Below are 24409 nucleotides of genomic sequence, written 5' to 3' on the forward strand. Positions count from 1 at the left end.
ACGCGCGTGTTCAAGGATCTCGGCATCAAGGGGCGGGTGCTGCTGCTCACCCTGCTGCCCACCAGCCTGCTGACGCTGGTGCTGGGCGGCTACTTCACCTGGGTGCAGCTGTCGGACATGCGCGTGCAACTGATCGAGCGCGGCCAACTGATCGCCGAACAGCTCGCCCCGCTGTCGGCCTCCGCCCTGGACCATGGCGACCTGCCGCTGCTGGAGCGGATCGCCAACGAGGCCCTGGACCAGCCCGACGTGCGCGCGGTGACCTTCCTCAACCCCGAGCGCGTGCGCCTGGTGCATGCCGGGCCGAGCATCCTCACCCCCATGCCCAGCGGCGACGGCAGCCACCTGAGCCTGGTCAGCAGCCTGGACACCACGCACTTCCTGCTGCCGGTGCTGGGCCGCCACCGCAGCCTGTCCAGCACCCCGGAAGAGGACGCCAACCGCCTGCTCGGTTGGGTCGAGCTGGAACTCTCGCACCACGGCACCCTGCTGCGCGGCTACCGCAGCCTGTTCACCAGCCTGCTGCTGATCGTCACCGGCCTGGTGGTCACCGCCCTGCTCTCCCTGCGCATGAGCCGCGCCATCAGCGCGCCCCTGGGGCAGATCGCCCAGGGCGTCGCGCAGCTCAAGGAAGGCCGCCTGGAAACCCGCCTGCCGGCCCTGGGCAGCCACGAGCTGGACGAACTGGCGGGCGGCATCAACCGCATGGCCGAGGCCCTGCAGAGCGCCCAGGAAGAGATGCAGCACAACATCGACCAGGCCACCGAGGACGTGCGGCAGAACCTGGAGACCATCGAGATCCAGAACATCGAGCTGGACCTGGCGCGCAAGGAAGCCCTGGAGGCCAGCCGCATCAAGTCCGAGTTCCTGGCCAACATGAGCCACGAGATCCGCACCCCGCTCAACGGCATCATCGGCTTCACCAACCTGCTGCAGAAGAGCGACCTCACCGTGCGCCAGCAGGACTACCTGGGCACCATCCAGAAGTCCGCCGAGAGTCTGCTGGGGATCATCAGCGAGATCCTCGACTTCTCCAAGATCGAGGCCGGCAAGCTGATCCTCGAGAACATCCCGTTCAACCTCCGCGAACTGGTCCAGGACACCCTCACCATCCTCGCCCCGGCCGCCCACGAGAAGCGCCTGGAGCTGGTCAGCCTGATCTACCGCGACACCCCGCTGAACCTGGTGGGCGACCCGCTGCGCCTGAAGCAGGTGCTGACCAACCTGGTGAGCAACGCCATCAAGTTCACCCACGAAGGCACCATCGCCGTGCGCGCCATGCTCGAGGACGAGAACGACGAGCGCGCGCAGCTGCGCATCAGCGTGCGCGACACCGGCATCGGCCTGACCAACGCCGACCTGCGCGCGCTGTTCCAGGCCTTCAGCCAGGCCGACAACTCGCTGTCGCGGCAGGCCGGCGGCACCGGCCTGGGGCTGGTGATCTCCAAGCGCCTGATCGAGCAGATGGGCGGCGAGATAGGCGTCGACAGCAGCTCCGGCGAGGGCTCGGAATTCTGGATCAGCCTGAGCCTGCCCAAGGCCCGCGAGGACAGCGACGACAACCTGCCGGCGCCGCCCAGCGGCCACCACGTGGCGCTCTGCGAACCCCATGAGCTGACGCGCGCCGCGCTGCACCACCAACTGGAGGATTGCGGCCTGGAAGTGCATGAGTTCGAGGACCTCGACGCCCTGCGCGCGGCCCTGGACAAGCCCGCCGACGCCGGCAGCGCGCCGATCGAGCTGGCGGTGCTCGGCGTCAACCTCGCCGACAGCCAGCCGGACGTGCTGCGCCAGACCATCCGCGACTTCGAGTTCAAGGGCTGCAAGACCCTGGTGCTCTGCCCCACCGTCGACCAGTCGCAGTACAACGCCGTGCTGCCCGAGGGCCAGGTGCAGAGCAAGCCGGCCTGCACGCGCAAGCTGCAGCACGCCCTCGACCAGCTCCTGCACCTGCGCCCGGCGCGCAAGGACAAGCCCTCGCCGCGGGCCGAACGCCAGGTGCCGCACCTGCTGTGCGTCGACGACAACCCGGCCAACCTGCTGCTGGTGCAGACGCTGCTTTGCGACCTGGGCGCGGAAGTCACCGCGGTGGACAACGGCCTGGCCGCGGTGGAAGCGGTGCAGCGCGAGCGCTTCGACCTGGTCTTCATGGACGTGCAGATGCCCGGCATGGACGGCCGCCAGGCCACCGAGGCGATCCGCCACTGGGAAGCCCAGCGCGAGGTCAGCCCGGTGCCCATCGTCGCCCTCACCGCCCACGCCCTGGCCAACGAGAAGCGCGCCCTGCTGCAGGGCGGCATGGACGACTACCTGACCAAGCCCATCGACGAGCGCCAGTTGGCCCAGGTGGTGCTCAAGTGGACCGGCCTGGCCCTGGCCGGCCGCGGCGTGGCAGCCCAGGGCGCGCGCTTCGCCGCCGACGGCCTGGCCGTGCTCGACCCCGAGGAAGGCCTGCGCCTGGCCGCCGGCAAGGCCGACCTGGCCGCCGACATGCTGGCCATGCTGCTCGCCTCCCTGGCCGCCGACCGCCAGGCCATCCGCCTGGCCCGCGAGCGCAACGACCGCGCCACCCTGATCGAGCGCGTGCACCGCCTGCACGGCGCCACCCGCTACTGCGGCGTGCCGCAACTGCGCGCCGCCTGCCAGCGCACGGAAACCCTGCTCAAGCAGAACGATCCGCAGTCCGGCGCTGCGCTGGAGGACCTGGACCACGCCATCGGCGAACTGACCCGCGCCACCGAAAGCCACACCGGGCAGCGCACGCCCCACGACACCCATTGAGGCCGGCCATGCGCATCATCCTGTTCAGCAGCCAGAACTACGACCGCGAGAGCTTCCTCGCCGCCAACCCCGGGCACGGCTTCGAACTGCATTTCCAGCAGAGCCCGCTGCGCCCGGACACCGCCGCCCTGGCCATGGGCTTCGAGGTGGTCTGCCCGTTCGTCAACGACGACCTCTCGCGGCCGGTGCTGGAGCAACTGGCGGCCGGCGGCACGCGGCTGATCGCTCTGCGCTCGGCCGGCTACAACCACGTCGACCTGGCCGCCGCCCACGCCCTGGGCCTGACCGTGGTGCGGGTGCCGGCCTACTCGCCGCACGCGGTGGCCGAGCATGCCGTGGGGCTGGTCCTGGCCCTGTGCCGGCACCTGCACCGCGCCTACAACCGCACCCGCGAAGGCGATTTCTCGCTGCACGGCCTGACCGGCTTCGACCTGCACGGCAAGACCGTCGGCGTGGTCGGCAGCGGCCAGATCGGCCAGGTGTTCGCGCAGATCATGCGCGGCTTCGGCTGCCAGGTGCTGGCCTACGATCCCTACCCCAACCCGGCCATCGAGGCCCTCGGCGGGCGTTTCGTCGGCCTCGACCAGTTGCTGGCCGAGTCCGACATCATCAGCCTGCACTGCCCGCTCAACGACGCCACCCGCCACCTGGTCAACGCCGACAGCCTGCAGCGCATGAAGCGCGGCGCCATGCTGATCAACACCGGCCGCGGCGCGCTGGTGGACACCCCGGCGCTGATCGAGGCGCTCAAGAGCGGCCAACTGGGCTACCTGGGGCTGGACGTCTACGAGGAGGAAGCGGAGATCTTCTTCGCCGACCGCTCCGACCTGCCGCTGCAGGACGACGTGCTGGCGCGCCTGCTGACCTTCCCCAACGTGATCATCACCGCGCACCAGGCCTTCCTCACCCGCGAGGCGCTGGCGGCCATCGCCGGGACCACGCTGGACAACATCGGCGCCTGGCGCCAAGGTGCCCCTGTCAACCTCGTCGAACCCTGAGCCCCGGGGCCGTGGCCACGCCGCCACGGTCGCGAGTCCGGGCCACTTCCCCTACTATGGGCGGACTTTCGGAGGACCCATGGCTCAACACGATTTCCGCTACAACCTGCTCAACCCGCAACACACGCTGAACGAATGCCGCGCGCTCGGGCCGGGCCTCTACCAGGTCACCGGCAACGGTGGCTCGATCCAGAACGGCGACACCCTGCTGGTCAGCCTCAAGGGCAGCCGCGACCTGAGCATGACGCTGACGGTGGACAAGGTGCGCCACCTGATCAACCCGCCGGGGCAATGGACCGCGGTGGCCAAGGGCCCGGTGTTCAAGGAACTGTCGATCCTCAACTGGCAGGTCAAGTGCGACGGCTGCGGGACCATGCTGGACTTCGAGTTCGCCGTCGACGCCAGCCTCGGCAAGCCCGCCCATGCCCCCGCCGCCACCGCGCGCATCGCCGAACTGGGCTGGACGGTGGACGGCGACCGCCACCTCTGCCCCGCCTGCCAGGCCCGGGGGAACCCATGAACAAGACGCTGACGACCCTGCTCGGCGCCCTGCTGCTGGCCGGCTGCGCCCAGCACCCGACGGAACCGGAAAGCGACCAGGCCTACCGCGTGGAATGGATCGGCAAGCGCCCGCTGGTGGGCCGCAGCCACGTCAGCCTGACCTTCGACGGCCAGGGCCGTGCCTTCGGCAACGCCGGCTGCAACCACTGGTTCGCCAGCTACCAGCTGGACGGCGAAACGCTGAGCTTCGGCCAGCCCGGCAGCACCCGAAGGATGTGCGCGCCGGCGCTGATGGAGCAGGAGCAGCGGTTCTTCCAGGCGCTGGGCGAAGTGCAGCGTTGGGAAATAACAGACAAGGGCGAACTGCGCCTGCTCTCGGCCGACAGCCGCGCGCTGCGGATGTGGCCGGAGGATTGAGGCGCCCAGCGGCTCTTCGTAGGAGCGAGCTTGCTCGCGAACGAGGCTTCCGGGGACTCCGGCGCCAGGCCTGAAAGCGCCCTTGCCGGCGCAATCGCGGATGAATCCGCTCCTACGGGGAAATGCCATGCCTCCTGGCAAACGCGTAGGGCGAATAACGCGAAGCGTTATCCGCCGTTCGGACGCGTCATTTAGCACCCGCATGACCATGGCGCTCGGAACCACGGCGTATAACCGCGAACGGTTATACGCCCTACCCCGCTTTTCGTAGGAGCGGACTCCGTCCGCGATGCTCTTCAGCCGCGGTAATACCGCTGCGGCACGAACGGCGTGCGCGCCACCTTCATCGGCACGCGCTTGCCGCGCACCATGGCGAACACTTCGCTGTCCAGCGCCGCATGGGCGCTGGCCACGTAGCCCATGGCTACCGGGGCGCCCAGGCTCGGGCCGAAGCCGCCGCTGCTGACCTTGCCGATCACCGCGCCATCCGCGTCGACGATCTCCGCCCCTTCACGCACCGGCACGCGCTCCTGCGGCAGCAGGCCGACGCGCTTGCTGGCCACACCTTCGCGCTGCTGGGCGAAGATGCGCTCGGCGCCGGGGAAGCCGCCGGCACGCTCGCCATCGGCGCGGCGCACCTTGGAGATGGCCCAGCCCAGGCTCGCTTCCACCGGCGTGGTGGCGCTGTCCATGTCGTGGCCGTACAGGCACAGGCCGGCTTCCAGGCGCAGCGAGTCGCGCGCGCCAAGACCGATCGGCTGCACTTCTTCCTCGGCCAGCAGCGCACGGGCCAGGGCTTCGGCTTGGGCCACGGGCACGGAAATCTCGTAGCCATCCTCGCCGGTATAGCCGGAGCGGCTGACGTTGCATTGCACGCCCAGCAACTCGACGCTCGCCACCTGCATGAAGGTCAGGCCCTTCACCGCCGGGGCGAAACGCGCCAGCACCTCCGCCGCGGCCGGGCCCTGTAGGGCCAGCAGGGCGTGGCTGTCGAACAGCGATTCGATCTCGCAGCGCGCGCCGATGTGCTGGCGCAGGTGCGCCAGGTCCTGGTCCTTGCAGGCGGCGTTGACCACCAGGAACAGGTGGTCGCCGGCGTTGGCCACCATCAGGTCGTCGAGGATGCCGCCCTCGGCGTTGGTGAACAGCGCGTAGCGCTGCTGGCCGACCGGCAGGTCGAGGATGTCCACCGGCACCAGGCTTTCCAGCGCAGCAGCGGCGTCGGCGCCGCGCAGGTGCAGCTGGCCCATGTGCGACACGTCGAACAGGCCGGCCTGGGCGCGGGTGTGCAGGTGCTCCTTGAGCACGCCCAGCGGGTATTGCACCGGCATCTCGTAGCCGGCGAAGGGAACCATCTTCGCACCCAGTTCCAGGTGCAGGTCGTACAGCGGCGTCTTGGCGAGGCTCATGGCAACTCCTTGGCGAAAAAAAGGCCGCGTCGGCGCATCCGGCGCCAACCGCGGCCACGGCGCCCGCCGGAGCGGGCGCGGGGACTTAAGGGTTCACGCGTCCTGGTAGTCGGCGATCGACGGGCAGGAGCAGGCCAGGTTGCGGTCGCCGTAGACGTTGTCCACGCGGCCCACCGGCGGCCAGTACTTGCCGTCCACCAGGCTGGCCAGCGGATACACCGCCTGCTCACGGCTGTACCGGTGCGACCACTCGCCGACCAGCTCCGCCGCGGTGTGCGGGGCGTTCTTCAGCGGGTTGTCGTCCTTGTCCAGCTCACCGCGTTCCACCGCGCGGATTTCCTCGCGGATGCGGATCATGGCGTCGCAGAAGCGGTCCAGCTCCTGCTTCGACTCGCTCTCGGTGGGCTCCACCATCAGCGTGCCGGCCACCGGGAAGGACATGGTCGGGGCGTGGAAGCCGAAGTCGATCAGGCGCTTGGCCACGTCGTCGACGTTGATCCCGCTGGTTTCCTTGAGCGGGCGCAGGTCGAGGATGCACTCGTGGGCCACCAGGCCGTTCTCACCGGTATAGAGCACCGGGTAATGCTCTTCCAGGCGGCGGGCGATGTAGTTGGCGCCGAGGATGGCCGCCTGGGACGCGCGCTTGAGGCCCTGCCCGCCCATCATGCGGATGTACATCCAGGTGATCGGCAGGATGCTGGCGCTGCCGAAGGGCGCCGCGCTGACCGCGCCCTGCTTGCGCTCCAGCTGTTCGCCGTGGCCGGGCAGGAAGGGCGCCAGGTGCGCCTTCACGCCGATCGGGCCGACGCCCGGGCCGCCGCCGCCGTGGGGGATGCAGAAGGTCTTGTGCAGGTTCAGGTGCGAGACGTCGCCGCCGAATTTGCCCGGCGCGCACAAGCCGACCATGGCGTTCATGTTGGCGCCGTCGATGTACACCTGGCCGCCGTTGTCGTGGACGATGGCGCAGATGTCGCGCACCGCTTCCTCGAACACGCCGTGGGTCGACGGGTAGGTGATCATGATCGCCGCCAGGCGCTCGCGGTGTTCCTCGGCCTTGGCCTTGAGGTCGGCCAGGTCGACGTTGCCGCGGGCGTCGCAGGCGGTGACCACCACGCGCAAGCCGGCCATCTGGGCAGTGGCCGGGTTGGTGCCGTGGGCCGAGGACGGGATCAGGCAGATGTCGCGGTGGCCCTCGCCACGGCTGGCGTGGTAGGCGCGGATGGCCAGCAGGCCGGCGTACTCGCCCTGGGAACCGGCGTTGGGCTGCAGCGACACGGCGTCGTAGCCGGTGGCGGCGCAGAGCATGGCCTCCAGTTCCTCGGTCATGGCCCGGTAGCCGGCGGCCTGCTCGGCCGGGGCGAAGGGGTGCAGGTTGCCGAACTCGGCCCAGGTGATCGGGATCATCTCGCTGGCGGCGTTCAGCTTCATGGTGCAGGAGCCCAGCGGGATCATGCTGCGGTCCAGCGCCAGGTCCTTGTCGGCCAGCTTGCGCAGGTAGCGCATCAGCTCGGTTTCGGAGTGGTAGCGGTTGAACACTTCGTGGCGCAGGAAGGCCGAGGTGCGCAGCAGTGCTTGCGGCAGCTGGTCGCCGACACTAGCGGCCAGGGCGGCGAAGTCCGGCAGCGCCTGGCCGGCGGCGAACACCGCCCACAGGGCTTCGACGGCGGCCTGCTCGCAGGTCTCATCGAGGGAAACGCCGACGCGGCCGTCGTCGATCACCCGCAGGTTGAGGCCGGCGGCCTGGGCGGCGGCGTGGACTTCGGCGGCCGGGCGCGCGGTGGCGACGCTCAGGGTGTCGAAGAAGTATTCCTGCTCGACCTTGTGGCCCAGCTGCGCCAGGCCGGCGGCGAGGATGGCGGTCAGCCGGTGCACGCGCCGGGCGATGTCGCTCAGGCCCTGCGGGCCGTGGTAGACGGCGTACATGCTGGCGATGTTGGCCAGCAGCACCTGGGCGGTGCAGATGTTGCTGGTGGCCTTCTCGCGGCGGATGTGCTGCTCGCGGGTCTGCATGGCCAGGCGCAGCGCCGGGTTGCCGAAGCGGTCGATGGAGATGCCGACCAGGCGGCCCGGCATGTCGCGCTTGAAGGCGTCGCGGGTGGCGAAGTAGGCCGCGTGCGGGCCGCCGAAGCCCAGCGGCACGCCGAAGCGCTGGGCGCTGCCCAGGACCACGTCGGCGCCGAATTCGCCCGGCGGGGTGAGCAGGGTCAGCGCCAGCAGGTCGGCGGCTACGCCCACCAGGGTGCCGGCGGCGTGGGCGCGCTCGATCAGCTCGCGGTAGTCGATGACCGCGCCGGTGCTGGCCGGGTATTGCAGCAGCACGCCGAAGTAGGCGGAAAAGTCCTGCAGCGCAGCTTCGTCACCGACCACTACTTCGATGCCCAGCGGCTCGGCGCGGGTGCGCAGCACGTCGAGGGTCTGCGGGTGGCAATGCGCGGAGGCGAAGAAGGCCTGGGCGGCCTTGTTCTTCGACAGGCGCTTGCAGAAGGTCATGGCCTCGGCGGCGGCGGTGGCTTCGTCCAGCAGCGAGGCGTTGGCGATCTGCATGCCGGTGAGGTCGCTGATCAGCGTCTGGAAGTTCAGCAGCGCTTCCAGGCGGCCCTGGGAGATTTCCGGCTGGTAGGGGGTGTAGGCGGTGTACCAGGCCGGGTTTTCCAGGAGGTTGCGCAGGATCGGCGCCGGGGTGTGGCAGGGGTAGTAGCCCTGGCCGATGTGGTTGCGCAGCAGCTGGTTCTGCGCGGCGATGGCGCGCAGGTCGGCCAGGGCCTGGGCCTCGCCCTGCCCCGCGCTGCCGTCGAGCACGCTGGTGCCCTTGATGCTGTTGGGGATGACGCTGTCGGTCAGGGCGTCGAGGCTGGCGTAGCCGACCAGTTCGAGCATGGCCTGGGTGTCGGCCTCGCGCGGGCCGATGTGGCGGGCGATGAATTCGTTGCTGGTGCTCAGTTGGACCTTGCTCATGCGGGCTCCCCGGTTCAGGCGCGGGCGGACAGGTAGGCTTCGTAGCCGGCCTGGTCCATCAGGGTGTCGAGGGCGGCGGCGTCATCCAGGCGGATGCGGAAGAACCAGCCGTCGGCCAGCGGCGCCTGGTTGACCAGCTCCGGGCCATCGATCAGCGCGGGGTTGACCTCGGTGACCTCGCCGGCCAGCGGCATGACGATGTTGCTGGCGGCCTTCACCGACTCCAGCACCGCCACTTCGGCGCCCTGCTCATGGCGGCCGAGCTCCGGCAGCTGAACGTAGACCACGTCGCCCAGGGCCTCCTGGGCATAGTCGGTGACGCCGACGGTCACTTCGCCGGAAGCTTCGAGGCGCAGCCATTCATGGTCGGGTGTGAAGCGCAGGGTGGTCATGGGTCGTCCTCTTGGTCTCGAATCGAGCCGTCGGGTGGCTCGCGATTTTTCCCGGCACGAGAGCAAGGGTGATGCCAAAACCAACAAAGTACTTATAAATCAATCAGTTGATTAACATGGTCGCCAGATACGATCTAGCCATCGGAACGAAATCATTCCACAAAAACCAACCAGTCTCCTGGCCTTTAGCGCATCAGGGCCCCGGCTGGCGCGGCCGCCGCCAGATGGAACGAAACCGCTCCACCGGAGCGAAACCGTTCCACTCTCAGCGCTCGCCGATCCCGTACTTGCGCAGGCGCTGGCCGATGGCGGTGTGCGAGGTGCGCAGCCGCGCGGCCAGCTGGCGCGTCGAGGGGTAGGCCGCGTAGAGCCGCTGCAGCAGCGACTTCTCGAACTGCTGCACGGCCTCCTCCAGGCTGGTGACCTCCTCGTCGGCAGCCTGGCGGGTGTCCAGCTCGGTGCCGGCCACTTCCAGGTCCTCGACGCCGATCACCTCGCCCTCGCCGATGGCCGCGGCGCGGAAGATCTTGTTCTGCAACTGGCGCACGTTGCCGGCCCAGCGGTTGCCCAGCAGCAGCGGGTGGGTTTCCGGCGCCAGGCGGCACGGCGGGCGCTGGATCTGCGTGCAGGCCAGGCGCAGGAAGTGCTCGGCCAGCAGCAGGATGTCCTGGCCGCGCTCGCGCAGCGGCGGCACCTGCAGGTTGAGCACGTTGAGGCGGTAGTAGAGGTCTTCGCGGAAGCTGCCCTCGCCGACCATCTTCGCCAGGTTGCGGTGGGTGGCGCAGAGCACCCGCACGTTCACCCGCACCTCGCGCTCGCCGCCGATGCGGCGGAAGCAGCCGTCGCTGAGGAAGCGCAGCAGCTTGGCCTGCAGGTAGGGCGACATCTCGCCCACTTCGTCGAGGAACACGGTACCGCGGTCGGCCAGCTCCAGCAGACCCGGCTTGCCGCCGCGCTGGGCTCCGGTGAAAGCGCCGGAGGCATAGCCGAACAGCTCGCTCTCGGCCAGGCTTTCCGGCAGCGCCGCGCAGTTCAGCGCCAGGAAGGGTTCCTCGCGGCGCGCGCTCAGGGCATGACAGGCACGCGCCACCAGTTCCTTGCCGGTGCCGGTCTCGCCCTGGATCAGCAGCGGCGCGTCCAGCCCGGCAACCTTGCGCACCCGCGCCTTGAGTTGCATCAGCGGCGCGGAACGGCCGATCAGGCCTTGCAAGCCCTCGGCGTGGTCATGGTGCAGCAGCGACAGGCGTTCGCCGATGCGGCTCGGCGGGTAGAGGGTGAGCAGGCCGCCATCCAGCGCATCGCCAGTGCCGCGGATCGGCGTGGCGTCCAGCAGCAGCGGCTGGCCACCGAGGCTGACCTCGTGCATCGGCAGGCGGAAGCCCTTCTCCATCAGGTGCTCGGCCAGGCCCGGCTCGTCGAACAGGGTGGACAGCGACTCGCCGGCCGGCTGGCGGCCGCACAGGTCGATCAGCCGCGGGTTGGCGAGGAGCACCCGGGCCTGGGCGTCCACCGCCAGCACCGGGTCGCCCATGGCCGCCAGCAGCGCATCCAGGTGCAGGCTGCGGCGCTGGCCGGGAAGCATGTCGACGATCTGCACCGAGAGCACGCCGCGCACCCGCAGCAACGCGCCGTGCAGTTCGTGGAGCACTTCCTGGCGCAGCTCGGGGGCATCTATATAGACGTTCGGCGGCACCATCTCCACCGCGTCCAGGTTCAGGTTGCGCGCGCCCAGCAGCGCCAGGACTTCCTGGGTGATGCCGACGCGGTCGGTGAAGGTGACGTGGATTCGCATGCTTCGGGCCCTGGCTACGCGCTGCGCATGATCGGACTTTTACCCGGCGCCGACAACGCTCAGAACCTGTCTACGAGCTCGCGAGCTAGAGCAGAACAAGGCAAAAACAGGGGAGAGAGCGCAGTTTAGTCCACTAAATGAGCATCACTCGCCTGTTTTCAACGCAGTTATGCCGACGCGCAGCAGATCGTAGGCAGGTTCTCAGAACAGGCTGAGTTGCTCGGCCCTGCCACGCAGGTCGACCAGGCGCACGCCGACGCCGATCAGCCGCACCGGCCGGGCGCCGCGCTGGAAGGCCTGGTTCAGCAGTTGCCGGTAGCTGTCCAGGTCGCGGCTGGCGTTGGCCTGCTCCAGGGTGGTCTGGGTGAAGTCGTGGAACTTCAGCTTGACGAAGGGCTTGCCCGGCCGGTAGCTGGCGTCCAGGCGCTGCATGCGCCGCTGCAGTTCGTCGAGCAGGCCGGGCAGCTCGGCCAGGCAGGCATCGACGTCGGGCAGGTCGCGGTCGAAGGTGTTCTCCACACTGATCGACTGGCGCCGGCTGTCCACTTGCACCGGGCGCTCGTCGATGCCGCGGGCCAGGTTCCACAGGCGCTCGCCGAAGCCGCCGAACTCGCGTACCAGTGCCAGGCGCGACCAGTCGCGTAGTTGCCGGCAGTCCTGCACGCCCAGGCGCGCCAGCTTCTCGGCCGTCACCTTGCCCACGCCGTGGAGCTTCTTCACCGGCAGCTCGGCGACGAAGTCCTCGACCTGCTCCGGGGTGACCACGAACAAGCCGTTGGGCTTGCGCCAGTCGCTGGCGATCTTGGCCAGGAACTTGTTCGGCGCCACCCCGGCGGACACCGTGATGCCCAGCGACGACCAGACACGCCGGCGGATGTCCTGGGCGATCAGCGTGGCGCTGCCGGAAAACTGCTGGCAGTCGCTGACGTCCAGGTAGGCCTCGTCCAAGGACAGCGGTTCGATGAGGTCGGTGTAGTCGCGGAAGATCCCGTGGATTTCCCGCGACACGCCTTTATAGACGTCCATGCGCGGGCGCACGATGGTCAGGTCCGGGCACAGCTTGACCGCGGTGCGCATGGCCATGGCCGAGTGCAGGCCGTAGACGCGCGCCTCGTAGTTGCAGGTGGCGACCACCCCGCGCTTGTCCGGCGAGCCGCCCACGGCCAGCGGCTTGCCCGCGAGGCTGGGGTCGTCGCGCATCTCGATGGCGGCGTAGAAACAGTCGCAATCGATGTGGATGATCTTTCGCTGCCGGGAACTCAACGCGGAACCTGCTCGGAGGGGATAGCGCCGGAACTCGGAGGAGATGCCCCGTCCGTTCCTGCGCATTAGCTGAAGGCTTCCATGGTAATGCAAAACGGCGCGAACGCCTGCGCCGCCGGCCCGGCAGGCCGGGCAAGCCCCGCCCGGCCTGCCCCGCTTCGCTAAGCATCTGAAGAAAAACCAGTTTTTCTGAAAAAACGGTTGACAGGGTAGCCGTCCTGAGTAGAATGGCCGCCGCGGGATGGAGCAGTCTGGTAGCTCGTCGGGCTCATAACCCGAAGGTCGTTGGTTCAAATCCAGCTCCCGCAACCAACATAGAAAAAGGCCACTCTTCGGAGTGGCCTTTTTCGTTTGCGCTCAATTTAAATAATTGATCGGAAAGCAGAAATCGATTGACAGGGTGTTCATCCCGAGTAGAATGGCCGGCGCGGGATGGAGCAGTCTGGTAGCTCGTCGGGCTCATAACCCGAAGGTCGTTGGTTCAAATCCAGCTCCCGCAACCAACATAGAAAAAAGCCACTCTGCGGAGTGGCTTTTTTCGTTACGGCGGAAAAAGACCGAGCCTGACCCAGGCCGCGCCCTCCATAATTGCAGTCATTTGTTCCCATGGACTTGGGAATTCGCGCAGGTGCCCCCACCTGTCGCGCAACAGCCATTGAGGTGCCCGATGCGCGTCGACTCCACCGCGCCTGAGACTCCGGAAACTGCCAGCGCTCCTTCCCGCTCCCGCCTGTTCGAGCGGCTCGGCGCCCATCGCCAGGCCATCGGCGTCGGCGTCACCCTGTTGCTGTTCGCCCTGGCGCTGGTGGCCTGTTACCACCTGCTGCGCGACATCGATCCCTATTCCCTGCACGACGCCGTGCTGGACATCCCCGGCAACGCCCTGCTCGGCGCCCTGGCCGCCACCGTGGCCGGCTTCGTCTGCCTGCTCGGCTACGAATGGTCGGCCACCCGCTTCGCCGGGGTGAAGCTGCCGCTGCCGACGCTGCTCACCGGCGGCTTCAGCGCCTTCGCCATCGGCAACGCGGTGGGCCTGTCGATGCTCTCCGGCGGCTCGGTGCGCTACCGCCTTTATGCCCGCGCCGGGCTGAACGCCATGGAAGTGGCGCGCATGACGCTGTTCGCCAGCCTGTCCCTGGGCTGCGCGCTGCCGGTGCTGGCGGCCATGGCGGCGCTCAGCGACCTGCCCGACGCCGCCCAGGCGCTGAACCTGCCGCAGTGGCTGGTGGCGACCCTGGCGGTGGCCATTCTGGCCTTCTGCGTGCTGCTGGTGATCGGCATGGAGCGGCGCCGCGAGCCGGAACAGCCCTCGCCGGACAGCCAGCTGATCCGCATCGGCCGCCGCTCGGTGCGCCTGCCGGGCCTGCGCCTGTCGCTGCTGCAGCTGGTGATCACCGCGCTGGACGTGGCTGCCGCCGCTACCGTGCTCTACCTGCTGCTGCCCGAGGCGCCGCCGTTCGGCGCCTTCCTGCTGGTCTACATGATCGCCCTGGCCGCCGGCGTGCTCAGCCACGTGCCCGGCGGCGTCGGGGTGTTCGAGGCGATCCTGCTGGCCGCCTTCTCCGGGCAGATCGGCGCCGCGCCGCTGGCCGCCGCGCTGCTGATGTACCGCCTCATCTATGTGGTGCTGCCGCTGCTGCTGGCCTGCCTGCTGCTGCTGGTGGTCGAGGCGCGGCGCATGCTCCTGGCGCGCCAGGCCATGCGCGTGGCCTCCGGCCTGGCCGCGCCGGTGCTGGCGGTGCTGGTGTTCATTTCCGGCATCGTCCTGCTGTTCTCCGGTGCCACCCCGTCCATCGACACCCGCCTGGAGGAGCTGGACTTCCTGGTCCCGCACCGCCTGGTGGATGCCTCGCACTTCGCCGCCAGCCTGATCGGCGTGCTCTGCCTGCTGCTGGCCCAGGGCCTGCGCCGGCGCCTGTCGGCGGCCTGGGCCATCACCCTGGTGCTGCTGCTCAGCGGCGCGGTGCTGTCGCTGCTCAAGGGCGTGGACTGGGAGGAAGCGCTGATCCTCGGCGTCACCGCCCTGCTCCTGGCGATCTTCCGCCGCTCCTTCTACCGCCGCAGCCGGCTGATGGAAGTGCCCTTCTCGCCGCTGTACCTGGCGGCTGCCGGCTGCGTGGTGGCGGCATCCATCTGGCTGTTCCTGTTCGCCTACCAGGACGTGCCCTACAGCCACGAGCTGTGGTGGCAGTTCGCCCTCGACGCCGATGCCCCGCGCGGCCTGCGCGCGGCCCTGGGCAGTTGCCTGCTGCTGGCCGCGGTGGGCCTGACCTGGCTGCTGCGCACCTCGCCGCCGGCGATCCACGAGCCGACGCCCGAGGAACTGGACCGCGCCGCCGCCATCCTCGCCCGCTCCGAGCAGCCCGACGGCGGCCTGGCGCTGTCCGGCGACAAGGCCCTGCTGTTCCATCCGAGCCAGGACGCCTTCCTCATGTACGCCCGCCGCGGCCGCAGCCTGGTGGCGCTGTACGACCCGATCGGCCCGACCCAGGCCCGCGCCGAGCTGATCTGGCAGTTCCGCGACCTCTGCGACCTGCACCACGCGCGCCCGGTGTTCTACCAGGTGCGCGCGGAGAACCTGCCGTTCTACATGGACATCGGCCTGACCGCCCTCAAGCTCGGCGAGGAGGCGCGCGTGGACCTGCGCCGCTTCGACCTGGAAGCCAAGGGCAAGGACATGAAGGACCTGCGCTACACCTGGAACCGCGGCCAGCGCGACGGCCTCTCGGTGGAATTCCATGAAGCCGGGCAGGCGCCGCTGGACGAGCTGCGGGCGATCTCCGACGCCTGGCTGGGCGGCAAGGCCACCCGCGAGAAGGGCTTCTCCCTGGGCCGCTTCACCCCCGAGTACCTGCGCTTCTTCCGCGTCGCCGTGGTGCGCTACCAGGGCCGCGCGGTGGCCTTCGTCAACCTGCTGGAGACCGCCAGCCGCGAGCTGGCCAGCCTGGACCTGATGCGCGTGGTGCCGGACGCGCCGAAGATGACCATGGAATTCCTCATGCTCGGCCTGATCCTGCACTACAAGGAACACGGCTACGCCCGCTTCAGCCTCGGCATGGTGCCGCTCTCGGGCCTGCAGCCGCGCCGCGGCGCGCCGCTGACGCAGCGCCTGGGCGCGCTGGTGTTCCACCGCGGCGAACAGTTCTACAACTTCCAGGGGCTGCGTCGCTTCAAGGACAAGTTCCAGCCCGACTGGGAACCCCGCTACCTGGCCGTGCCCGCCGGACTGGATCCGCTGGTGGCGCTGGCCGATACCGCCGCCCTGATCGCGGGCGGTCTGTCCGGACTGGTGAAACGCTGATATGTCGAAACGTCGCTGGCGCCTGTTGGCCATCGTCCTGCTGCTGATAGTCGTCGCTGCTGCCGCAGCCGTGGCGCTGTGGTTCCACCCGCTGTCCCAGGCGCGCCTGGAGCACGGCAAGTTGCCCGACGGCAGCCCGGTGAGCCTGGCCATTCCCGCCCGCCATCCGACCGCCACCGTGCTGCTGGCGGTGCCCCAGGACAACAAGCTGGACGACGCCCAGCTGCTGGCCCTGGCCCACGACAACGGCGCGCGGGTGGTGCAGTTCCTCTTCCCCGACAACGACTGCGTGGCCCAGCAGCACCGCGTGCAGGCCGCGCTGAACCTGCTCGACGCCCAGCCCACCCTGGTCGCCGGCGTGCACCAGGGCGGCGCCTGGGCCTGGCGCTGGCTGGCCGGGCAGAACAGCGACAAGGCCAAGGCCCTGTCGGTCGGCTTCGCCCTCGACAAGCCCGACTGCGCCGCGCCCAAGCTGCCGCAGAGCGCGCCCCACGGCCACTGGACCGCGGCCTGGAACGACAACCCGGACGACGAGACCGCGCGCTTCGCCCGCACCCAGCAGAACGCCGAGACCGTCATCGCCAACTACTACGACAGCCTGCCGGTGGTCCTCGACGACCAGCTCAAGCGCCTGATCCAGGGCAGCGGCGACGACTTCCCGGTGGTCGAGGTGCCGGCCGCCAAGCCCTCGCCCACCGTCACCCTGTTCTATTCCGGCGACGGCGGCTGGCGCGACCTGGACCGCGACGTCGCCGGGCAGATGGCCGAACTGGGCTACCCGGTGGTGGGCATCGACGCGCTGCGCTACTTCTGGGAGCACAAGAGCCCCGAGCAGAGCGCCGCCGACCTCGCCCTGCTGATGCAGCATTACCGCGAGAAATGGGGCGCCACCCACTTCGTGCTGGCCGGCTACTCCTTCGGCGCCGACGTGCTGCCGGCCATCTACAACCGCCTGCCCGAGGCCGACAAGCAGCAGGTCAGCGCCGTGCTGCTGCTGGCCCTGGCGCGCAGCGGGAGCTTCGAGATCGAAGTGCAGGGCTGGCTGGGCAAGGCCGGCCAGGAAGCCGCCACCGGGCCGGAACTGGCGCGCATGCCCGGGCCCAAGGTGCTCTGCGTGTATGGCATCGACGAGAAGGACGAGAGCGGCTGCACCCAGCCCCAGGCCATCGGCGAGAACCTCGAACTGCCCGGCGGGCACCATTTCGACGAGAACTACCCGGCCCTGGCCAAGCGCCTGGTCAACGCCATCCGCGCGCGCCAGGTGCCGCCGAACGAGTCCTGAGGCGAAGGCTGGCTTACACTTCAGGCATTGGCTGCGTCTTCAGCCTGGCTTCAGGCTGCGGACGCAAGCTGCCCCGACCCGCCGCCACGAGCGGGACAGCCTGAAGAGAAGGAGTTTCCATGAGCCAGCCCCCCTACCCGCGCCGCTACGGCAGCCTGTCCATCGCCCTGCACTGGCTGATGCTGGTGCTGATCGCCGGCGTCTACGCCTGTATCGAACTCAAGGGCAACTACCCCAAGGGCAGCGACACCCGCGCCCTGCTAAGCCAGTGGCACTTCATGCTCGGCCTGAGCGTGTTCTGCCTGGTCTGGCTGCGCCTGATCGGCCGTTTCATCTACCCCACCCCGCCGATCGTGCCCGCCCCGCCGGCCTGGCAGATGCTGCTGGCCAAGACCGTGCACGTGGCGCTCTACGCGATGATGATCGGCCTGCCGCTGGCCGGCTGGACCATCCTCAGCGCCGCCGGCAAGCCGATCCCCTTCTGGGGCCTGCAACTGCCGCCTCTGGTGGCGGAGAACCCGGACCTGGCCAAGCAGGTCAAGGCCGTGCACGAGACCGTCGGCAACATCGGCTACTTCCTGATCGGCCTGCACGCCGTCGCCGCGCTGTTCCACCACTTCATCAGCCGCGACAACACCCTGGTGCGCATGCTGCCCGGCGCCGGCGAGGCGCGGCCGGAGTAACCGCGCCATCCCGCACCTGCGCGCGAATCGCGGACGGAGTCCCGTAGGATGGGTTGAGCTTGCGAAACCCATGCGGTTGCGGTGATGGGTATCGCTTCGCTCAACACCATCCTACGAAAAGCCGTGCATCCTGGAACCGTAGGAGCGGACTCCGTCCGCGATCGGCCGATCCCATGCACGATCGCTTGGCGAGCCCCCCAGAACGAAAAAGCGCGCCCTCAGGCGCGCTTTGTCTTCCCCAGCAAAACCACTCAGATCTCCACCTGCGTCCCCAGCTCGATCACCCGGTTCAGCGGCAGGTTGAAGTAGCGCAGGTTGCCGTTGGCATTCTTCAGCAGGAAGGCGAACAGCCCCTCGCGCCAGCGCGCCATGCCTATGCGCCGGGACGGGATGACCGTCTCGCGGCTGAGGAAGTAGGTGGTGCGCATGGGGCTGAAGTCCAGCTCGTTGAGGTGGCAGTACTTCAGCGCCGCCGGGATGTCCGGGTCCTCCATGAAGCCGAAGTGCAGCAGCACGCGGAAGAAGCCCTCGCCGTAGGCATCCACCTCGAAGCGGCGGTCGGTGGCGACCCGCGGGCTGTCTTCGTTGACCACCGTGAGCAGCACCACCTGCTCGTGCAGCACCTGGTTGTGCAGCAGGTTGTGCAACAACGCGTGGGGCACGGCGTCGGAACGCGCGGTGAGGAACACGGCGGTGCCCTGCACGCGGTGCGGCGGCTGCGAGCGGATGCTGGCGATGAACAGCGGCAGCGGCAGCGAGCCTTCGTCCAGGCGCTCCACCAGCAACTGGCGGCCGCGCTTCCAGGTGGTCATCAGGATGAACAGGGCGATACCGGCCACCACCGGGAAGGCGCCGCCCTGCACCACCTTCGGCAGGTTGGCCGAGAAGAACAGCACGTCCACCAGCAGCATCATGCAGAAGAACGGAATGGCCAGCCACAGCGGCCACTTCCAGTGCAGCCAGAGCACCACGCCCATCAGCAGGGTGGTCACCAGCATGGTCCCGGTCACCGCCACGCCGTAGGCCGAGGCCAGCGCCGCGGACGACTCGAAGCCCAGCACCAGCAGCACCACGCCGACCATCAGCGCCCAGTTCACCCCGGCGATGTAGATCTGCCCCTGCTCCTGGCTGGAGGTGTGCTGCACGAACATGCGCGGCACGAAGCCCAGCTGGATGGCCTGGCGGGTCAGCGAGAAGGCCCCGGAAATCACCGCCTGGGAGGCGATCACCGTGGCCACGGTGGACAGCGCTACCATCGGCAGCAACGCCCAGGACGGCGCCAGCAGGTAGAAAGGGTTGCGCGCGGCCTCCGGGTTGTAGAGGATCATCGCGCCCTGGCCGAAGTAGTTCAGCACCAGGCCCGGCAGCACCAGGGCGAACCAGGCGCGGGAAATCGGCTTGCGGCCGAAGTGGCCCATGTCCGCGTACAGCGCCTCGGCGCCGGTCAGCGCCAGCACGGTGGCGCCGAGGATGGCCACGCCGATGCCCGGGTGGACGATGAAGAAGTTCGCCGCCCAGTAGGGGTTCATCGCGTTCAGCACCACCGGGTGCTGGTAGATGCCGTACAGGCCGAGCGCGCCCAGCACCACGAACCAGATCACCATCACCGGGCCGAACAGGATGCCGATGCGCGCCGTGCCATGGCGCTGGATGAGGAACAGGCCGACCAGCACGATCAGCGCCAGCGGCACCACCCAGTGCTCCAGGCCGTCGAAGGCGATCTCCAGGCCCTCGATGGCCGAGAGCACCGAGATCGCCGGGGTGATCATGCTGTCGCCATAGAACAGCGAGGCGCCGAACAGGCCCAGCACCACCAGCACCGAACTCAGCCGCGGGTAATCGTGGGCGGCGCGGCGCGCCAGCGCGGTCAGCGCCATCACCCCGCCCTCGCCCTGGTTGTCGGCGCGCAGGACGAAGATCACGTACTTGATCGAGACCACCCAGACCAGCGACCAGAAGATCAGCGAGAGGATGCCGAGGATGGCGTCGTGCCCCACCTGCACGCCGTAGCCGCCGACGAAGACTTCCTTGAGCGTGTACAGCGGGCTGGTACCGATATCGCCGTAGCAGACGCCCACCGCGGCCACCATCATGCCCAGGGCGGAGCTTGAATGGTTTTCCTGCTGCTCCGCGGTTCCAGCGCTGGCGTTGGACATGTAACAAAATTCCTCTAGGAAAAATTCGGCGCATCCTGCGCCGACGGGCCCCGCGATGCAAGAGCCACGAAAACCTGATCTGAGTGACTATAGAAGGTGTTTGCCGCCCTTACCCTGTGTCCGGCGGCGCTTTCGCCGGCCGCTGCGGCAGCTTGTCTCACGGAGGCTGGTCAAGCGCGCGGGACGCCGCTAGAATTGCGCACTTTTTGATCAGAGGCGCCGCCAGCGCGCCCTTAGAGGTTAGCCGCCCATGTCCACCGCAACGCCCAAAGTCGGTTTCGTCAGCCTCGGTTGCCCCAAGGCAACGGTCGACTCCGAACGCATCCTCACCCAGCTGCGCATGGAGGGCTACGAGATCGTGCCCACCTACGAGGACGCCGACGTCGTTGTGGTGAACACCTGCGGCTTCATCGACAGCGCCAAGGCCGAATCCCTGGACGCCATCGGCGAGGCCATCGCCGAGAACGGCAAGGTCATCGTCACCGGCTGCATGGGCGTGGCCGAGGACAGCATCCGTGACGTGCACCCCAGCGTGCTGGCCGTGACCGGCCCGCAGCAGTACGAGCAGGTGGTCAGCGCCGTGCACGAGGTGGTGCCGCCCAAGGCCGAGCACAACCCTCTGATCGACCTGGTGCCGCCGCAGGGCATCAAGCTCACCCCGCGCCACTACGCCTACCTGAAGATTTCCGAGGGCTGCAACCACAGCTGCAGCTTCTGCATCATCCCGTCGATGCGCGGCAAGCTGGTCAGCCGCCCGGTGGGCGACGTGCTCAGCGAGGCCCAGCGCCTGGTCAAGGCCGGCGTCAAGGAACTGCTGGTGATCTCCCAGGACACCAGCGCCTACGGCGTGGACCTGAAGTACAAGCTGGACTTCTGGGACGGCCAGCCGGTGAAGACGCGCATGCTGGAGCTGTGCGAAGCCCTGTCGAGCATGGGCGTGTGGGTGCGCCTGCACTACGTCTACCCCTACCCCAACGTCGACGACGTGATCCCGCTGATGGCCCAGGGCAAGCTGCTGCCCTACCTGGACATCCCCTTCCAGCACGCCAGCCCGAAAGTGCTCAAGTCCATGAAGCGCCCGGCCTTCGAGGACAAGACCCTGGCGCGCATCAAGAAATGGCGCGAGCTCTGCCCCGAGTTGACCATCCGCTCGACCTTCATCGTCGGCTTCCCCGGCGAGACCGAGGAAGACTTCCAGTACCTGCTCGACTGGCTGACCGAAGCCCAGCTCGACCGCGTCGGCTGCTTCCAGTACTCCCCGGTGGAAGGCGCCCCGGCCAACGACCTGGGCCTGGAGCCGGTGCCCGATGACGTCAAGCAGGAACGCTGGGAGCGCTTCATGGCGCACCAGCAGGCGATTTCCGCCGCGCGCCTGCAACTGAAAGTGGGCAAGGAAATCGACGTGCTGATTGACGAAGTGGATGCCGAAGGCGCGGTGGGCCGTTCCTGGGCCGACGCTCCGGAGATCGACGGCGCCGTCTACATCGACACCTTCGACGTGAAGCCGGGCGACAAGGTGCGCGTGCGCATCACCGATGCCGACGAGTACGATCTCTGGGCCGAACTGGCCTGAGTCGCCGAAAGCCCCGCCTTGCGGGGCTTTTTCTTTCAACCGGGACACTACCGATGCTCAACAACGACATCCTGCGCAGCCTGCGCTACAGCCTCGACATCGCCGACCACGAGGTCGCCGCCATCGCCGGCCTGGCCGGATTGACGCTGGACGAGGCCGAGGTCGCCGCGCTGCTGGCCCGCGAGGACGAACCCGGCTACCGCGAGTGCCCGGACGAGGTGCTGGCGCGCTTTCTCGACGGCCTGATCATCCACCGCCGCGGCCGCGACGACAGCCGGCCGCTGCCGCCGCTGGAGTTGCCGCTGACCAATAATCTGGTGTTGAAGAAGTTGCGGGTGGCCTTCGAACTGCGCGACCACGATCTGCTGGCGATCCTCGACGATGCCGGGCTGGTGATGACCAAGGGGGAACTCAATGCGCTGTTCCGTGCTCCCGGTCACGGCAACTACCGTCCCTGTGGCGACCAGTTGCTGCGCAATTTCCTCAAGGGCCTGGCCCGGCGCTCCGATCTCTAACCTGTCATTCCCGCGAACGCGGGAACCCAGTGGCTTCTTGTTTGGGTGTGACGCGCCGCTCCGAGTTTGCGGAGATTTTTTGTTTCGCCCCCTCGGGCGAGTCACTTCTTTCAAACGCCAAAGAAGTAACCAAGAAGGCTTGCCCCAACATACGGGCCCGATGGAGCCGGGCTACCCTCACGAATTCCCCCGCCACGGAGGCCCGCCCCGAGGGTACGTCCCTGTAGCCCGCGGGGCTCTCGCGACATCCATGTCGCATGACCTCCTGAGCGCCGGTTTCGCTCGGCCTTCTGAAGGGGCGTTTCGGTGCGCGCGGAGGTTTCTCTGGAAGTCCAAAAGCCAGAGCAAAAGCGGACGCGCTTTTGCTTTTCGTAGGAGCGAGCTTGCTCGCGAACCCGCCAGTCACTGGGTTATTCCCCTTCGGGCCAGCGCAAGCGCTGTTCGCGATGGAGCCGCGTCCCGCGTTCGCGGGAATGACGGGGGTGGAGGATGGTGCCGGACTGGCAAGCCACTCAGGACAGCCCCCTCTCCCTTCAGGGAGAGGGCTGGGGAGAGGGTTACGGACTTCGCCCCCACACCTCTGCCAATCCTGTACTCCGCCCCCCTCCCTAACCCTCCCCCGCAAGCGGGAGAGGGAACCGTTCGGCGTGAAGCGCAATCACCAGCCTCCCTGAATCACAGTACGCAAATCATAGGGCGCGAATAGCAGGAGAACGGCTCCAGGGAGACACGGACGTAGGAGCGGACTCCGTCCGCGATTGGACTCCCCGGCCACACCGAATACCCCGACGGCACGGAGCGGAGCCAGGATTAGCCCCCCGCCAAACCGAAGCACCACCCAAATGAACAGCATCACCACCCTGCCGGCCTTTCCATTGACCCATCTATCCTTCCCTCGACCACTCCACCACGCCGGAAACACCACCATGCTCCTGCGCCTGGCCGCCGACGCCGTGGTGCTGCTGCACCTGGCCTTCATCCTCTTCGTCGTCCTCGGCGGCCCACTGGTGCTGCGCTGGCCGCGCCTGGCCTGGCTGCACCTGCCGGCCGCGGCCTGGGGCGTTACCGTGGAGTGGCTGCAGCTGGTCTGCCCATTGACGCCACTGGAAAACCACCTGCGCCGCGCCGCCGGCGAACAGGGCTACGCTGGCGGCTTCGTCGAGCACTACCTGATCCCGCTGATCTACCCGCCCGGCCTGACACCCGCCGTGCAACTGCTGCTGGGCACGCTGGTCGCGGCGCTCACCCTGGCCTGCTACGGCTGGCTGTTGCTGCGCAGGCGCCGGCGATGACGCAAGCGGCGGGGGTTTGCCGTGCCGATCGGGTAACATGGCGGCCCCTGCTCCACGCGCGTGCCGCCATGTCCTACTCCGTCTCCCCCATCGGCCATATCCGCTCCTGCTTCAAGGAGAAGTTCGCCATCCCGCGCCAACCGCAGCTGGCCCCGGCGGCGCGGGGCGTGCTGGAGCTGCTGCCACCATTCGACGGCGGCGAGGCGGTGGAAGGCCTGGAGCAGGTCAGCCACGTCTGGCTGCTGTTCCTCTTCCACCAGGCCCTGGAAGACAAGCCGCGGCTCAAGGTGCGCCCGCCGCGCCTGGGCGGCAACCGTTCCCTGGGCGTGTTCGCCACCCGCGCCACACATCGCCCCAACGGCATCGGCCAATCGGTGGTGCGCCTGGAGAAGGTCGAGCCCGGGCGCCTGTGGCTGTCGGGCATCGACCTGCTGGACGGCACCCCGGTGCTCGACATCAAGCCCTACGTGCCCTACGCCGACGCCGTGGCCGACGCGCGCAACGGCATCGCCGAGGCGCCGCCGGCGCCGATCCCGGTGCAGTGGAGCGACGCCGCCCTGGCCCAGGCCCGGGAGCAGGCCCTGCGCCTGGGCGAGCCGGTGGTCGAGCTGGTCGAACAGTGCCTGGCCCAGGACCCGCGCCCGGCCTACCAGCAACCCACGCCCGAACGCCGCTACGGCGCACGCCTGTGGGACCTGGATGTGCATTGGCATTACCCCGAGGCTGGGGTCATCCGGGTATTGGATGTGCAACCCGCGTTTCGCCGCCTCACCCCGTAGGGCGGATAACGCCTACGGCGTTATCCGCCGAATCGCGGACGGAGTCCGCTCCTACGGTTCCAGGAAGCACGGCTTTTCGTAGGATGGCGTTGAGCGAAGCGATACCCATCACCGCAACCGCATGGGTTTCGCAAGCTCAACCCATCCTACGAAGAGCACCTCGGCGCAAGACAGTTGCTCCTACGGTTCAGGGAAGCACGGTCGTAGGAGCGGATTCATCCGCGATTGGATTTACCGGCCACGCCGGACCCTACGCACTCCTACGCACGGCATTTCCCCGTATCCGCCATGAACGAAAAAGCCCGCCGGGTGGCGGGCTT

Annotated in this window: 17 protein-coding genes and 2 tRNA genes; 13 read left to right on the forward strand and 6 right to left on the reverse strand. The window is 68.4% G+C overall.

Features of this window, described 5'->3' with window-relative positions; all coding sequences use genetic code 11:
- Positions 1–6: 6 nt before the first annotated feature.
- The 4 genes from ACTWJ5_RS24100 to ACTWJ5_RS24115 all read left to right on the forward strand — a co-directional run bounded on the left by ACTWJ5_RS24100 (position 7) and on the right by ACTWJ5_RS24115 (position 4697).
- Positions 7–2781: a response regulator gene (locus ACTWJ5_RS24100; protein ID WP_261747918.1), complete on the forward strand. Its 2775-nt coding sequence runs from the start codon at positions 7–9 to the stop codon at positions 2779–2781.
- Positions 2782–2789: 8 nt separating this feature from the next.
- Positions 2790–3779 carry a 2-hydroxyacid dehydrogenase gene (locus ACTWJ5_RS24105; protein ID WP_058072441.1) on the forward strand — a complete coding sequence of 330 codons (990 nt, stop codon included), beginning with the start codon at positions 2790–2792 and terminating at the stop codon, positions 3777–3779.
- A gap of 79 nt (positions 3780–3858) precedes the next feature.
- Entirely contained in the window at positions 3859–4299 is a 441-nt protein-coding gene (locus ACTWJ5_RS24110; RefSeq protein WP_009616879.1) for a hypothetical protein, read from the forward strand.
- Entirely contained in the window at positions 4296–4697 is a 402-nt protein-coding gene (locus tag ACTWJ5_RS24115) for an META domain-containing protein (RefSeq protein ID WP_074981424.1), read from the forward strand. Before ACTWJ5_RS24110 ends, ACTWJ5_RS24115 begins: the two co-directional genes overlap by 4 nt.
- Before the next feature lie 296 nt (positions 4698–4993).
- Here ACTWJ5_RS24115 and gcvT read toward each other — a convergent pair whose 3' ends face one another.
- The 5 genes from gcvT to dinB all read right to left on the reverse strand — a co-directional run bounded on the left by gcvT (position 4994) and on the right by dinB (position 12445).
- Positions 4994–6106 carry a glycine cleavage system aminomethyltransferase GcvT gene (gene gcvT, locus ACTWJ5_RS24120; protein ID WP_444436704.1) on the reverse strand — a complete coding sequence of 371 codons (1113 nt, stop codon included), beginning with the start codon at positions 6104–6106 and terminating at the stop codon, positions 4994–4996.
- 93 nt (positions 6107–6199) lie between these two features.
- Positions 6200–9061: an aminomethyl-transferring glycine dehydrogenase gene (gene gcvP / locus ACTWJ5_RS24125; RefSeq protein WP_444436705.1), complete on the reverse strand. Its 2862-nt coding sequence runs from the start codon at positions 9059–9061 to the stop codon at positions 6200–6202.
- 14 nt (positions 9062–9075) lie between these two features.
- A complete protein-coding gene (gcvH, locus tag ACTWJ5_RS24130) occupies positions 9076–9453 on the reverse strand; it encodes a glycine cleavage system protein GcvH (protein ID WP_043271120.1) in 378 nt (125 codons plus the stop codon).
- 265 nt (positions 9454–9718) lie between these two features.
- On the reverse strand, positions 9719–11245 hold the full coding sequence (locus tag ACTWJ5_RS24135; RefSeq protein WP_043271122.1) for a sigma-54-dependent transcriptional regulator: 1527 nt from the start codon (positions 11243–11245) through the stop codon (positions 9719–9721).
- 201 nt (positions 11246–11446) lie between these two features.
- A complete protein-coding gene (gene dinB / locus ACTWJ5_RS24140) occupies positions 11447–12445 on the reverse strand; it encodes a DNA polymerase IV (protein WP_245323028.1) in 999 nt (332 codons plus the stop codon).
- A 298-nt stretch (positions 12446–12743) separates the two neighbouring features.
- Here dinB and ACTWJ5_RS24145 point away from each other — a divergent pair.
- The 5 genes from ACTWJ5_RS24145 to ACTWJ5_RS24165 all read left to right on the forward strand — a co-directional run bounded on the left by ACTWJ5_RS24145 (position 12744) and on the right by ACTWJ5_RS24165 (position 17774).
- Positions 12744–12820, forward strand: a tRNA-Met gene (locus ACTWJ5_RS24145).
- 114 nt (positions 12821–12934) lie between these two features.
- Positions 12935–13011, forward strand: a tRNA-Met gene (locus ACTWJ5_RS24150).
- A 164-nt stretch (positions 13012–13175) separates the two neighbouring features.
- Positions 13176–15809, forward strand: a complete 2634-nt coding sequence (gene mprF, locus ACTWJ5_RS24155; RefSeq protein ID WP_256512382.1) for a bifunctional lysylphosphatidylglycerol flippase/synthetase MprF — start codon at positions 13176–13178, stop codon at positions 15807–15809.
- Between the two features lies 1 nt (position 15810).
- Complete coding sequence (locus ACTWJ5_RS24160) at positions 15811–17091, forward strand: virulence factor family protein (RefSeq protein WP_256512383.1); 1281 nt, start codon at positions 15811–15813, stop codon at positions 17089–17091.
- A gap of 119 nt (positions 17092–17210) precedes the next feature.
- Positions 17211–17774 (forward strand): cytochrome b, encoded by a 564-nt coding sequence (locus ACTWJ5_RS24165; RefSeq protein WP_058073370.1) that lies wholly within the window; start codon positions 17211–17213, stop codon positions 17772–17774.
- Positions 17775–18025: 251 nt separating this feature from the next.
- Here the strand turns inward: ACTWJ5_RS24165 and ACTWJ5_RS24170 are convergent, their stop codons facing one another.
- Complete coding sequence (locus tag ACTWJ5_RS24170; protein ID WP_061562501.1) at positions 18026–19930, reverse strand: potassium transporter Kup; 1905 nt, start codon at positions 19928–19930, stop codon at positions 18026–18028.
- A 250-nt stretch (positions 19931–20180) separates the two neighbouring features.
- Between ACTWJ5_RS24170 and rimO the strand changes: the two genes are divergently transcribed.
- From rimO to tsaA, 4 genes are all read left to right on the forward strand, one after another.
- Positions 20181–21503 carry a 30S ribosomal protein S12 methylthiotransferase RimO gene (gene rimO / locus ACTWJ5_RS24175; RefSeq protein WP_064583991.1) on the forward strand — a complete coding sequence of 441 codons (1323 nt, stop codon included), beginning with the start codon at positions 20181–20183 and terminating at the stop codon, positions 21501–21503.
- Positions 21504–21556: 53 nt separating this feature from the next.
- The gene (locus tag ACTWJ5_RS24180) at positions 21557–22018 is read left to right on the forward strand and encodes a DUF1456 family protein (RefSeq protein ID WP_444436707.1); all 462 of its coding nucleotides are present in this window, start codon (positions 21557–21559) and stop codon (positions 22016–22018) included.
- 926 nt (positions 22019–22944) lie between these two features.
- Positions 22945–23310 (forward strand): DUF2784 domain-containing protein, encoded by a 366-nt coding sequence (locus ACTWJ5_RS24185; protein ID WP_074985497.1) that lies wholly within the window; start codon positions 22945–22947, stop codon positions 23308–23310.
- Positions 23311–23378: 68 nt separating this feature from the next.
- Positions 23379–24089 carry a tRNA (N6-threonylcarbamoyladenosine(37)-N6)-methyltransferase TrmO gene (tsaA, locus tag ACTWJ5_RS24190; protein ID WP_074985499.1) on the forward strand — a complete coding sequence of 237 codons (711 nt, stop codon included), beginning with the start codon at positions 23379–23381 and terminating at the stop codon, positions 24087–24089.
- Positions 24090–24409 lie beyond the last annotated feature (320 nt).

The organism is Pseudomonas sp. A6, from assembly GCF_052367875.1.
Lineage (GTDB): Bacteria > Pseudomonadota > Gammaproteobacteria > Pseudomonadales > Pseudomonadaceae > Pseudomonas > Pseudomonas citronellolis.